Annotated in this window: 8 protein-coding genes and 2 pseudogenes; 2 read left to right on the top strand and 8 right to left on the bottom strand. The window is 61.6% G+C overall.

Translation table 11 applies throughout. From position 1 onward, the window contains the following. The first annotated feature begins 17 nt into the window (after positions 1-17). Positions 18-1,018 (top strand): annotated as a pseudogene (gene gap, locus QNO18_RS12505) (type I glyceraldehyde-3-phosphate dehydrogenase). A gap of 87 nt (positions 1,019-1,105) precedes the next feature. Here the strand turns inward: gap and coaD are convergent. The 3 genes from coaD to QNO18_RS12490 all read right to left on the bottom strand — a co-directional run bounded on the left by coaD (position 1,106) and on the right by QNO18_RS12490 (position 3,127). Further along, positions 1,106-1,597, bottom strand: a complete 492-nt coding sequence (gene coaD, locus QNO18_RS12500) for a pantetheine-phosphate adenylyltransferase (protein WP_283177928.1) — start codon at positions 1,595-1,597, stop codon at positions 1,106-1,108. A gap of 114 nt (positions 1,598-1,711) precedes the next feature. Then, the gene (locus QNO18_RS12495; RefSeq protein WP_283177927.1) at positions 1,712-2,143 is read right to left on the bottom strand and encodes a CBS domain-containing protein; all 432 of its coding nucleotides are present in this window, start codon (positions 2,141-2,143) and stop codon (positions 1,712-1,714) included. A 60-nt stretch (positions 2,144-2,203) separates the two neighbouring features. After that, a complete protein-coding gene (locus QNO18_RS12490; protein ID WP_283177926.1) occupies positions 2,204-3,127 on the bottom strand; it encodes a LysR family transcriptional regulator in 924 nt (307 codons plus the stop codon). Positions 3,128-3,250: 123 nt separating this feature from the next. Here QNO18_RS12490 and QNO18_RS12485 point away from each other — a divergent pair, with 123 nt between their 5' ends. Further along, the gene (locus QNO18_RS12485) at positions 3,251-4,753 is read left to right on the top strand and encodes a CoA-acylating methylmalonate-semialdehyde dehydrogenase (protein WP_283177925.1); all 1,503 of its coding nucleotides are present in this window, start codon (positions 3,251-3,253) and stop codon (positions 4,751-4,753) included. A gap of 96 nt (positions 4,754-4,849) precedes the next feature. On the opposite strand, the gene QNO18_RS12480 is transcribed toward QNO18_RS12485, so the two are convergent. From QNO18_RS12480 to recA, 5 genes and pseudogenes are all read right to left on the bottom strand, one after another. Then, positions 4,850-5,644, bottom strand: coding sequence for a class II glutamine amidotransferase (locus QNO18_RS12480; protein ID WP_283177924.1), 795 nt, complete (start codon positions 5,642-5,644; stop codon positions 4,850-4,852). A gap of 141 nt (positions 5,645-5,785) precedes the next feature. Next, complete coding sequence (locus tag QNO18_RS12475; RefSeq protein ID WP_283177923.1) at positions 5,786-6,076, bottom strand: DUF1330 domain-containing protein; 291 nt, start codon at positions 6,074-6,076, stop codon at positions 5,786-5,788. Between the two features lie 3 nt (positions 6,077-6,079). Further along, positions 6,080-8,736, bottom strand: a pseudogene (alaS, locus tag QNO18_RS12470) (alanine--tRNA ligase). A gap of 1,704 nt (positions 8,737-10,440) precedes the next feature. Then, on the bottom strand, positions 10,441-10,692 hold the full coding sequence (locus QNO18_RS12465; RefSeq protein WP_283177922.1) for a hypothetical protein: 252 nt from the start codon (positions 10,690-10,692) through the stop codon (positions 10,441-10,443). A 562-nt stretch (positions 10,693-11,254) separates the two neighbouring features. Beyond that, positions 11,255-12,346: a recombinase RecA gene (recA, locus tag QNO18_RS12460; protein ID WP_283177921.1), complete on the bottom strand. Its 1,092-nt coding sequence runs from the start codon at positions 12,344-12,346 to the stop codon at positions 11,255-11,257. Between the last annotated feature and the right edge of the window lie 213 nt (positions 12,347-12,559).

Below are 12,559 nucleotides of genomic sequence, written 5' to 3'. Positions count from 1 at the left end.
AGCACCGGAGGAAGGTCATGGCTGTCAAGGTTGCAATCAATGGGTTCGGTCGTATCGGGCGCAATATCCTGCGCGCGATCATCGAATCGGGACGTACCGACATCGAAGTCGTGGCGCTGAACGATCTCGGCCCTGTCGAGACCAATGCGCATCTGCTGCGCTTCGACTCGGTTCATGGCCGTTTCCCGGCCGAAGTGACCACCGGTCCGGACTGGATCGATGTCGGTCGCGGCCCCATCAGGGTGACCGCACTGCGCAATCCGGCCGAACTGCCCTGGTCGGATGTCGATGTCGTGCTGGAATGCACCGGCATCTTCACCTCGAAAGAGAAATGCCAGGCCCATCTGGAAAACGGATCAAAACGTGTGCTGATCTCGGCCCCGGGCGAGAATGCTGACAAGACCATCGTCTTCGGCGTGAATGACAATACGCTGACTGCCGAAGACCTGATCGTCTCGAACGCGAGCTGCACCACCAACTGCCTCTCGCCGGTCGCAAAAGTGCTGCATGACGCCATCGGCATCGAAAAAGGCATGATGACGACGATCCACTCCTATACCGGCGACCAGCCGACGCTGGACACGATGCATAAGGATCTCTACCGAGCCCGCGCGGCAGCGCTCTCAATGATCCCGACCTCGACCGGTGCGGCAAAGGCCGTGGGTCTGGTGCTGCCCGAGCTGAAGGGCAAGCTTGATGGCTTCGCGATCCGCGTGCCGACCCGAATGTCTCGGTCGTGGATCTGAAATTCATCGCGAAGCGCGCAACTACGGTGGAAGAGATCAATGATGCAATCATCGCGGCCGCAGACGGCCCGCTGAAAGGCATCCTGGGCTATACGAAGTTCAAGAATGTCTCGTCAGACTTCAACCATGACCCCCATTCGTCGATCTTCCATATCGACCAGACCAAGGTAATGGACGGAACCATGGTTTCGGTCCTGAGCTGGTATGACAATGAATGGGGCTTCTCGAACCGGATGGCCGATACCGCCGTCGTGATGGGTAAGCTGATCTGATCCCTGACTGGGCAGAGCGACCTCGACCAGGGGCGCGGATTTTTCAAAAAATCCGCGCCGATTTCTTTGAAGAAATCGGCCCCTTGTTCAGCCGTATTTCGCTTTCAGGGCCGTGGCGACCGGGGCCGGCACGAAGCGGCTCACATCGCCGCCCAGTCTTGCGATTTCTTTCACCAGTTTTGAAGCAATCGCCTGGCGGCGCGCATCGGCCATCAGGAAGACCGTCTCGACAGAATCGTCGAGCGCCCGGTTCATCCCGACCATCTGGAATTCATATTCGAAATCCGCCACTGCCCTGAGCCCGCGCACGATCACATTCGCCCCCACGTCGCGGGCGCAGTCGATCAGCAGATTCTCGAACGGGTGCACCAGAATCTCACCGCCGGTGATCTCAGTGATCGCGGCACATTCAGCGCGCAGCATCGCAACCCGGTCATCAAGGCTGAACAAGGGGCCCTTGTCCCGGTTGATCGCCACGCCAATCACCAGCCGGTCAACCAGCACCATAGCCCGCCGGATAATATCGGTATGCCCAAGCGTTACCGGATCAAAGGTGCCCGGATAAAGGCCGATGCGCATGGGTAAATCCTCCCTGATCCCTCCGCTGCAGGCGCACGCAACAATATTGCCTGCGCCTGCGCAAGATCAAAACCGCCGCAGCGCAGCAAAAGCCGGCGCAGTCGACACTGCCGGTCAATGACCCATGATCATGCCTTCAAGGGCATCCTTCTCGGCGCTCAGCTCCTGCAACCGTGCCTTCACCACATCGCCCAGGGTGATGATCGCCAGCATTTCGCCATTTTCGATCACCGGCATATGGCGGAACCGGCCATCGGTCATGGTTTTCAGGATATCCATATTCAGATCGCCGCTGGTGCAGGAGACGAGCTTTGACGTCATCAGCTCGGTGACCTTTGCCGAAAGGCAGGTCACGCCGGTGCGCCCGAGCTCGCGGACGATATCGCGCTCGGAGAGAATCCCGAGGGCCGTCTTGCCGTCGGATGAGACGATGATCGCCCCGATCCGTTTCTCGGACAGCAATGCGGCAGCTTCGGCAACAGTGGCCTCGGGGGCAATCGTGATCACCCCTGCCGGTTTTGTCTTAAGGATCTGGCTGACAAGCATGGGCTGTTCCTCACTTTCCCGCGTCTGTCAGAGGAAGGGTCTTTGAGCCCAGGGATTCTGTCAAGCCCCGTGGCCGTAACCACCGGGCGGAACAGTCTTTTCATGCCTGGCCATCTCGACCTTTGTCTCGCGCACAAGGCTTTGCGCAAAGCGGTTCAACCGCTGAACCCGCCCGTCATCGGCGTGACGGATCAGCCAGAACGACCGGGTCAGCCCTACCTTATCGGGCAGGAGCTGCCTGAGTTCAGGCGCGGCCGGCAGGGCGAAATCATGAACAATGCCGATTCCCACCCCCTGTCGCAAAAAATTCAGCTGCACCGAGACCGAGTTAGATGAAATAGCCACCTGGGGCGCACCAAGCTCGGCCAGGTAGTCCAGTTCCTTGTCGAAAATCAGATCCGGGATATAGCCGACGAATCGCAGCTCGCGCAGATCGGCCAGATCCTGCGGCTCAGGGTTACGCGCGAGCCAGGCGTCAGAGGCCGCCAGCACCAGCCGGTAATCGGTCAGCTTCTGTACCGTGAGCCGCCCGGTTTCAGGCCGCGAGACGCCGATCGCCATATCGGCCTCTCGCTTCGAAAGGTTAAAGACGCGCGGCAGCGCCACCAGCTGCACCTCAAGCCCCGGATTCTGGTCGCAGATCCGCGCGATCACCGGCGGCAAGAGGTAATTGGCGCAGCCATCGGGGGCGCCAAGCCGGATCAGCCCGGTCAGCCCCTGCCCCGGCCGGTCACCGCTCAGCGCTTCGCCTGCCGCCAGCATCGCGGCCTCGGCACGTTCGGCCGCCGGCAAAAGACGCTCACCGGCCTGGCTCAGCTGATAGCCCTGGGGGCTGCGGGCAAATAGCCGCTGGCCAAGCGCCTCTTCAAAGCGCTGCACCCGCCGCCCGACCGTCGCCGCATCGATCTTAAGCCGCTTGCCCGCGCCCGACAGGCTTTCATGGCGCGCAACTTCCAGAAAAATCCGCAGATCGTCCCAATCCATTCCGTCCCCGCCAAGCCGCACCCTTTTGCGAAAATGCAAAACGCCTTTGGTCTATTGGCGCTTTGATCCGCGAATTCGCAAGGGTAAAAGCGGTATATGCAATTCCATATGGGAGGTTCTGCCATGGTCGCTGAGATTGGTCACTGGATCGACGGCAAGCTGGCGAAGGGCACGTCGGGCCGCTTCACTGATGTCTTCAACCCCGCCACCGGCGAAGTCCAGGCGCGCCTTGCGCTGGCCACGCCGGCAGAGCTTGACGCCGCCATCCAGTCGGCGGCTGCAGCGCAGCTGAAATGGCAGGCGGTCAACCCGCAGCGCCGCGCCCGTGTGATGATGGCCTTTGCGGCCCTGATCAACCGTGACATGGAAAAGCTCGCAGAGCTGGTGTCGCGCGAGCATGGCAAGACCATTCCGGATGCGAAAGGCGACGTACAGCGCGGTCTGGAAGTCGTCGAGGTCTGCATGGGGGCGCCTGCGCTTCTGAAAGGCGAATATACCGACAGTGCCGGCCCGGGGATCGATATTTATTCGATGCGTCAGGCGCTTGGCGTTGTCGCAGGCATCACGCCTTTCAACTTCCCGGCGATGATCCCGCTGTGGAAAATGGCCCCGGCTCTGGTTGCAGGCAATGCGATGATCCTGAAACCGTCCGAGCGCTGCCCCTCGACGGCTCTCTACCTGGCGGAACTCCTGAAAGAAGCAGGCCTGCCGGATGGCGTGTTGCAGGTGGTGAACGGCGACAAGGAAATCGTCGATGCGATCCTTGATCACGAGGTGATCCAGGCGGTCGGCTTCGTTGGTTCGACCCCGATCGCGCAATATATCTACGGCCGCGCGGCAGCGAACGGCAAACGCGCGCAGTGCTTCGGCGGCGCGAAGAACCATATGGTCATCATGCCGGATGCCGATCTCGACAAGGCGGCAGATGCCCTGATCGGCGCCGGTTTCGGCGCGGCGGGCGAACGCTGCATGGCAATTTCGGTCGCGGTGCCGGTGGGCAAGGAAACCGCCGATGCGCTGATCGAAAAGCTGGTGCCGCGCATCGAAAAGCTGAAAGTCGGCCCCTATACCGCTGGTGATGATGTTGATTTCGGACCGGTGATCACCTCGGCCTCGGCGCAGCGGATCCGTGGCCTGATCGATTCCGGTGTTGAACAGGGCGCGAAACTGGTCGTCGATGGCCGGAATTTCAGCCTCCAGGGCTATGAGAACGGCTTCTTCGTCGGACCATCGCTCTTTGACCATGCGACCCGCGATATGGAGATCTACAAGCAGGAGATCTTCGGGCCGGTGCTGACCCAGGTGCGCGCCGAGACCTATGAGGATGCGCTGCAACTGGTGATCGACAATGAATATGGCAATGGCACGGCGATCTTTACCGCCGATGGCGACACGGCGCGTGACTTTGCAAGCCGGGTCAATGTCGGGATGGTGGGCGTGAACTTCCCGATCCCGGTGCCGCTGAGCTACTACACCTTTGGCGGCTGGAAGAAGTCGTCCTTTGGTGACCTGAACCAATATGGCCCGGATGCACTGCGCTTCTACACCAAGACCAAGACGGTGACGGCGCGCTGGTTCTCGGGGATCAAGGAAGGTGCCTCGCTGAACTTCAGGGCGCTGGACTGATCAGGCTGGCGGCGGAGGTGGGGGTTTCACACCCCCACGCCCCCGTGGCGTATTTCTGTCAGGAGGAAATGGGCACCTGTTCCGGGTGCCCTTTTTCTATGCAGCCTCTTTGAGACTGCAGGGCATGAAGGACTGAGTTCTGACATCGACCGCACTGAAGGTGCAGAAGGAATTGGCCGGCACTTCGGTCCAGTCACCCTCTCCGGCCTCGAGCGGCTCGGAGACCACGGCCATGCCTTTGCGGCTGTCGGACCAGCGATACCAGAGCGAGGGCGCCAGGTCGTCGCTGGCATAACGCACCGCATAAAGCGTTTCGCCATCTGACAGCGCGGCGGTCATCCTGAGAAAGGGCGCTGCGCCTTTGCGACGGGCGAGGGAAATGAACCGGGCGCAGGCGCGTTCAAGGGCTGTGCGCGGATCGGTTTCGAGGCCATCGGCAAGGGCGACGAGGAAGAGCGCCTCGCTGTCGGTTGCGCCTTTGCGCTGCGCGTAAAGCGTGTCGGGGATCAGCATTTCAGCATCGCGGCGAAAGGCGTCATAACCGCCGACCTGGCCGTTATGCATGAAGCTCCACCGCCCGGCGGTGAAGGGGTGGCAATTGTTGCGGCTGGTGGCGGTGCCGGTCGAGGCGCGGACATGGGCAAGGAAAAGGCCCGATTTCACCTGGGCGGTGAGGCTTTTCAGGTTCGGATCCGACCAGGCCGGCATGACATCGCGGTAAAGCCCGGGTTCAGACCGATCCCCATACCAGGCGATGCCGAAGCCGTCGGCATTGATCGCGGTGCGGCATTGGGTGGCGCCATGGCTTTGATGGATCAGCGAATGACCAGGGCGTGAAACGATATCTTCCAGAAAAATCGGCTCGCCCGTATAGGCCGCCCAACGACACATGATCACTGTCCTCTGCCCGATCGCGGGTTATTGCCCCACGCTGCGATTTTGGGCCAGAATAGCGAAAGGCCCGGGGCATGATAAGCCCCGGGCCGTTCACGAAAGATTACCAAAGCAAAGAATTGCCTGGAGATGCGGCGGCTACTCTGCCGCTTCAACCACGACGAGATCACGGACCGCAGCACCACGGGCATGATCCAGCGCGGCCTGATATTCGGGCGAATTGTAGCAGGCGACCGCCGTTTCGAGATCGGGGAAGCGCGCCAGCACATTGCGCGAACGGTCATTGCCTTCGAGCTGCACATAGCGCCCCCCCCTTGCGAGGAAGCTGCCGCCATGCGCCTCGATGGCTATGGTCGCGCCTTTGGCATAGCGCGCATAGGCCTCGGCATCGGTCACATGGACATGGGCGATCCAATAGGCTGCTGGCATGGCTCAGCTCCCCAGCACGGCTTCGGCCGCCCTGATCGCAGCCTCGGCACCGGCGATATCATTGCCGCCGGCCTGCGCCATATCCGGGCGACCGCCGCCGCCTTTGCCGCCGAGCGCGGCCGCTGCCGCCTTGACCAGATCCACGGCCGAGACTTTGCCGGTAAGATCCTGGGTCACGCCCGCCGCCACCGCCGGTTTCGCGCCGGTATCGGCGATCAGCAGGACCGCGCCCGAACCGATCCGGGCTTTCATCTCGTCGATCAGCGCCGGAAGATCCTTGCCCGAAACGCCTTTCAGCACCTGAGCAATCAGCTTCACACCGTTGATTTCTTTGGCCTCGGGCCCCGCAGTGCCGCCACCGCTCATCGCAAGCTCGCGCCGCAGGGTGGCGATTTCATTCGCAAGGGTCCTGCGCTCTTCGGCCAGCGCGCGCACCCTTTCCACCACCTCAGCGACCGGTGCTTTCAGAACCGAGGCGACCTCTGCGAGGCGTTGCTCCTGGGCGCGCAGATGTTGCAGTGCTGCTTCGCCGGTCAGCGCTTCGATCCGGCGCACACCAGCCGAAGACGCGGAATCGCCCAGGAGCACGAAGGCGCCGATATCGCCGGTGCGTTTGACATGCGTACCGCCGCAAAGCTCGAGGCTATAGGTGGCCCCATCAGCCCCCTTGCCCGAGGCAGGAAGCTGGCCCATCGAAACGACGCGGACCTCATCGCCATATTTTTCGCCAAAGAGCGCCTGGGCCCCGATGCCGCGCGCGTCATCCGGCGTCATGATCCGGGTTTCAACGGCGGTGTTCTGGCGGATATAGTCATTCACCTCCGCCTCGACCTGCGCCAGTTCGGCAGCACTCAGCCCCTGACCATGCGAAAAGTCAAACCGCAGCCGGTCGGGCGCATTGAGCGAGCCCTTCTGCGCCACGTGATCGCCAAGGGCCGCGCGCAGCGCCTCATGCAGCAGGTGAGTTGCGGAATGGTTGGCGCGGATCGCCGAACGGCGGATATGCGAAACCTCCAGTCGCGCGGGCTGCCCCGCGAGATGCCGCCCTCGACCACCTTGCCGATATGAATGAAGATGCCGGCCGCCTTTTTGGTATCCGTCACCTCGACCACGCCGGTATCGGTGCGGATGAAGCCGGTATCGCCGACCTGGCCGCCGCTTTCAGCGTAAAACGGGGTCTGGTTGACGACGACCTGCACGCTTTCACCGGTTTGTGCCGCGCCGATCTCGGCGCCATCGCGCACCAGCGCCTGAACGACAGCTTCGGCGGCCTCGGTCTCATAGCCAAGAAACTCGGTTACGCCTTTCGATTCAGCGAGTTCGAACCAGATCTTCGCATCTTTGGCCTCGCCGGTGCCGGACCAGGCGGCGCGCGCTTTCTGACGCTGTTCGGCCATCGCAGCCTCGAAACCGGCGACATCGACATTGCGCCCCATCTCGCGCAGCGCGTCCTGGGTCAGGTCAAGCGGGAATCCGTAGGTGTCGTAAAGCTTAAACGCAGCCCCCCCGGGCAGATCGGCGCCTTCCGGGATACGACCAAGTTCTTCGTCCAGCAGTTTCAGCCCGCGATCCAGGGTCTGGCCGAATTTGGTCTCTTCCAGCTTCAGCGTTTCCTCGATCAGGCTCTGGGCACGGGTCAGTTCCGGATAGGCCGCGCCCATCTGCCGCACCAGCGCCGGCACCAGGCGGTGCATCACCGGATCCTTGGCGCCCAGCATATGCGCATGGCGCGCCGCACGGCGCAGGATGCGGCGCAGCACATAGCCGCGCCCTTCATTCGAGGGCATCACCCCATCCGCGATCAGGAACGAGGTCGAGCGCAGATGGTCCGCAATCACCCGGTGATGCACTTTGCCGGTCCCATCAGGGTCAGACGAGGTCACATGCGCCGAGGCCTCGATCAGGCTCCGCATCAGATCGGTGTCATAATTGTCGTGCTTACCCTGCAGCAGCGCGCCGATCCGCTCCAGCCCCATTCCGGTATCGATCGACTGCATGTCGAGCGGGCGCATCGTGCCATCCTCGAACTGCTCGTTTTGCATGAAAACGTTGTTCCAGATCTCGATGAAACGGTCGCCATCCTCATCCGCCGAACCGGGCGGGCCACCCCAGATCGAAGGACCGTGGTCGTAGAAAATCTCGGTGCAGGGGCCACAGGGGCCGGTTGGCCCCATGCGCCAGAAATTATCATCCGACGCGATACGGATGATGCGATCATCCGACAGGCCCGAGACCTTCTTCCAGATCGCCGCAGCTTCGTCATCGGTATGGTAGATCGTGACCAGCAACTTGTCTTTCGCGAGGCCGAAATCTTTGGTCAGCAGCTCCCAGGCGAAGGCAATGGCCTGATCCTTGAAGTAATCGCCAAAGGAGAAATTCCCCAGCATTTCAAAGAAGGTATGGTGGCGCGCGGTATAGCCGACATTGTCGAGATCATTGTGTTTCCCGCCGGCCCGCACGCATTTCTGCGCGGTGGTGGCGCGCTTGTAATCGCGATGTTCGGTGCCGGTGAACAGGTTTTTGAACTGCACCATGCCCGAATTGGTGAACATCAGCGTCGGGTCGTTGCGCGGCACCAGCGGCGAGCTTTCCACAACGCGGTGCCCGTTCTTCTTAAAGAAGTCGAGATAGGTGGTGCGGATGTCATTCAGCGACGCCATGGCCGGGCCTCTTCATGGAGGATGATCAGTTTTCGGCCTTCCATGTAACGGCGCCTTCCCCCCCTGTCCACGGTGGGATGCGTCGGGACCGAAAAAAGGCCGGAAATGAGCAGGCGCCGTTGTCCTGGACAGCAGGTTTAGCCGGCATATCGGGGGCCTTAAACTCCCTTGCGCCCGGGCGACCGGCCCGGGTGTCGTCTGCGCGGTGCGCCGATGCGTACAACGATCCGGCAGTTTTGAGCACGCGCTTCCTTGTGAGATTGAAAGAGCCTGCTGGCCGCCCATTCAGTCTTCAGCGTTGCTAAGAAGCTCTTCAATGCCGTGTCAGCCATGGGTACGCGGGGCAGCAGAAAGCTCGTGGCCCGTTCGAAGAGGTTTTCCGCGCGGCCCATCTGGCTGATGTTCCCGCTCTCGCAATTCAGCCGCTGAACCTCGCGGTTTGACCTCATGGCTCGTAAATTCGACGGGCTGACTCCGCCGTCGCAACAGTCGGGCTTTGGCTGTCAGGATAATGAGGGGACGGCGCAGATCGGATCCGTCCTGTCGGTAAAACCTGTGCGGTCCATGTGGGCCGCCTGTCTTGAGGCCAGACTGGCCGCTTATCAGTCTGCGTTCGACCCTATGCCGGTTCTGTCGCGAGATCTCCTCAGTCCTCTCCGGCGAAGAGGCGGGTGTCGGGTCCGGGATCTCCTCTCCTGTAGAATGCCGCAGGTTCCGGAGCTCTGGCGGAACGCCTCCCAAATATTTCGCTCCTTTGAAGAGCCGCTGGATTTTCTGACGCTTTGCTCGGTATTTCGGGCAGCAAGCAGATGCGATCTGCGGGCGCAAATGTGATCTGTCGCGGGTCACGGAGGAGCAGGATAGTCCGGCGAAAGCCAAGGTGGGTTCGACCGGTCAGGGCAAGATTACGCGTCTTCTGATGCTCTGGCGCGGTGGATCGATGGCGCGGCCAGTGTGTCGGGGAATATGGATCAAACAGACTGTCGTGCTTTGGCAGCGGTGGAAGGCCGGTGAGACCCTCACCGATATCGGGTGCGCACCTGGCAAGCCTGCCGTGTCGGGTTTCGGGGGCCTGGTCGCCAAAGGAGGGATTTCCCTCGCAGCCCGGATCCGGTGGGCCTGCTTGCCAGACATCGCCGAAACGGGAGGAGATCGCAGGCGTTATGGCGATCGGCGCCCTGTTGCGACGCCGCCGGGTTCCACCGGTCAGGGCAACAGCTCCGCCCGTGGTATCAGCCGGTGTCCTGTAGCCTGGGATCTTTCGGGGCTGTGTCTTCAGGCTCAGAGCCACTGGACAGGGATCGTCGCGGGGCAGGCCTGAAAGGCCCATGCCGCCCCTCCGTAAATATTGCCGAAGGGGCCGCTGATGGTCTCGTTGCTGCCGCACTGACAGGGAGTTTGCGGGTCGCAGAAACAGGCTCCAACATCTGTTGCCAGAAGCGAGGTTGGGATTAAGCGACGGAGGAATGCCATCCCTGCTCGGCTTTCCGAGATCAGGGACGCCATCACTCCCTGTGGCAAGCGACCGACCTGGCGCACCAGTGCCTCGACGACACTGCCTGGGACCGTACTGCTGACCCGCACAAGCATGACAAAGCGGGACGGGAGCTCGACCCGCGTGGCGAAGTGGCTGCAGCGCGCGCCACTGTGCAGGTCGCCCCCTCAGGAACCTGGCACGGCACGGCCCGCAATTCTGGCCGCTCATTACCGGATCGACACCGCGCCGCTGATTTCCTCCCGGATCTGTCCCCTGATTTTCCCCGAGTTGCTGGCAATCTTGCCCCTGCACATGACACTGTGGCTGCGCAGAGGTGCAAGAAGCTCCGTCTTCAGCGCACCGCCAGCCTCGACGGAGAGGCTTCGGCAGGTGACCTTGTGAGGCAGATGCAGATCGCTCCTGCCGGGATACGTGACCCTCAGCCAACCCTTGACCTGCTGCAAGGTCCAGCGGCTCACGAGACTGGCCGTGACGATGCCACGGAGGGCGGGCTCAGTCACGAACAGACAGGGCCTCGGGCGCCGGGGGCTCTTGCGATCCGCGCCCGAGGCCCGGGGCGGCCGATACCGCCGTCGGTCCCCGTTCATGGATACCCACCCCGCATTCTTTCGAGGCGTGTCAAATTCCCCACGCAGCCGGGCCATCGCATATCTGCCCGTATCAATGGCGCAGCCAGACTTCAGAACCCAATTCCTGGCCAGATCTTCCCGCAACCGCCCGTTTCCGGAAAATGCTGCGGCAGACCTCGCTGCCAGCACTTTCCTCCACTGCTGCCGCGCGCTCATATCGAGGGCGGGCTCGGTCTGAGCCTCAGCGATACCGCCCCCTGTGCCAGCCTGAGGGCACCGATCCTGAGCTCACGACCTGACTTCCGGCTCGTCATAAGCACGCTGCGGTTTGCCGGTCACGATCTTGTCTTCGTGTCCGGCAAACCGGCAGCAGCTGAGAAGCGGGGCTTCCGGCAATGTATTTATGACCAGGTCCGGACCCGATCTCAGGCCGCCATCTCAGGCACAGACCTCAAATCCAGGCAGGTGCCGGATCAGGCGTCGTCCTCGACAACGCTTTCCTCGGGGAAATGTGAAAATCAAGCCCATTGGCCGCCCGGATCTTTTCTTCAATCGCATGGGCGGTGGCCGGATTGTTCTTCAGGAAGGTTTTGGCATTTTCACGCCCCTGGCCGATCCGCTCATCGCCGTAAGAATACCAGGCGCCCGACTTCTCGACCACGCCGGCTTTGACGCCGATATCCACCAGCTCACCGGTTTTCGAGATCCCTTCGCCATACATGATGTCGAATTCGACCTGCTTGAACGGCGGCGCGACCTTGTTCTTGACCACTTTCACGCGGGTCGAGTTGCCAACCACCTCTTCGCGGTCCTTGATCGCGCCGATGCGGCGGATGTCGAGCCGGACAGACGCGTAGAATTTCAGCGCATTGCCGCCGGTGGTGGTCTCGGGCGAGCCGAACATCACGCCGATCTTCATGCGGATCTGGTTGATGAAAATCACCATGCAGTTCGATTTGCCGATCGAGGCAGTGAGTTTGCGCATCGCCTGGCTCATCAGGCGGGCCTGGGCGCCGACGGTCGCATCGCCCATATCGCCCTCAAGCTCTGCCTTCGGCGTCAGCGCGGCGACCGAGTCCACGACAATCATCGAAACCGCGCCCGAGCGCACCAGGGTATCAACAATTTCAAGCGCCTGCTCGCCGGTATCGGGCTGCGAGATCAGGAGTTCATCAAGATTGACGCCAAGCTTTTTGGCATAGCTCGGGTCCAGCGCGTGTTCGGCGTCCACAAAGGCACAGACGCCGCCCTTTTTCTGCTCTTCCGCAACCGCATGCAGGGTCAGCGTGGTCTTGCCCGAGCTTTCCGGTCCGTAAATCTCGACGATCCGCCCCTTCGGCAGCCCACCGATCCCAAGCGCGATATCCAGCCCCAGCGAGCCGGTCGAGGTCGCCTCGATCTCCATCGCCGGGCTGTCCGCGCCGAGCTTCATGATCGAGCCCTTGCCGAATTGCCGTTCGATCTGCTGGAGGGCGCTTTCCAGCGCCTTTTGCTTATCCATGTCTTTCTTGCTCCCGAAGTCCAGCAGACTGGCTGTCGCCATGGCTTTTTTCCTTTATTTCACAGCCGCGCCGGAGCGGCAATCCCGAGGCATGTTTATAATTTGTTCTTGTCGCTTATGAGAACAAACAGGGAAAATATCAACACATTTCTTTAAACGATCCTGATCGCGGAAAGCTTAATGTCCGGTTTACAACGGAAGGGGAATTTTGCCCCGCGAGGCTGTTTTCAGCGCCACATTCCGCGCTAGAAGCGA

Source organism: Gemmobacter sp. 24YEA27 (assembly GCF_030052995.1).
Lineage (GTDB): Bacteria > Pseudomonadota > Alphaproteobacteria > Rhodobacterales > Rhodobacteraceae > Pseudogemmobacter.
Note: the sequence above shows the minus strand (reverse complement) of the source record. Positions and strands in the feature narration are given on the sequence as shown.

Bases quoted from the DNA above. Each gene is read 5' to 3' on its own strand.
- QNO18_RS12490 (WP_283177926.1), bottom strand. From the start codon at position 3,127: ATGGATTGGGACGATCTGCGGATTTTTCTGGAAGTTGCGCGCCATGAA.
- QNO18_RS12480 (WP_283177924.1), bottom strand. From the start codon at position 5,644: ATGTGTCGTTGGGCGGCCTATACGGGCGAGCCGATTTTTCTGGAAGAT.
- QNO18_RS12475 (WP_283177923.1), bottom strand. From the start codon at position 6,076: ATGCCAGCAGCCTATTGGATCGCCCATGTCCATGTGACCGATGCCGAG.
- coaD (WP_283177928.1), bottom strand. From the start codon at position 1,597: ATGCGCATCGGCCTTTATCCGGGCACCTTTGATCCGGTAACGCTTGGG.
- QNO18_RS12495 (WP_283177927.1), bottom strand. From the start codon at position 2,143: ATGCTTGTCAGCCAGATCCTTAAGACAAAACCGGCAGGGGTGATCACG.
- recA (WP_283177921.1), bottom strand. From the start codon at position 12,346: ATGGCGACAGCCAGTCTGCTGGACTTCGGGAGCAAGAAAGACATGGAT.
- QNO18_RS12485 (WP_283177925.1), top strand. From the start codon at position 3,251: ATGGTCGCTGAGATTGGTCACTGGATCGACGGCAAGCTGGCGAAGGGC.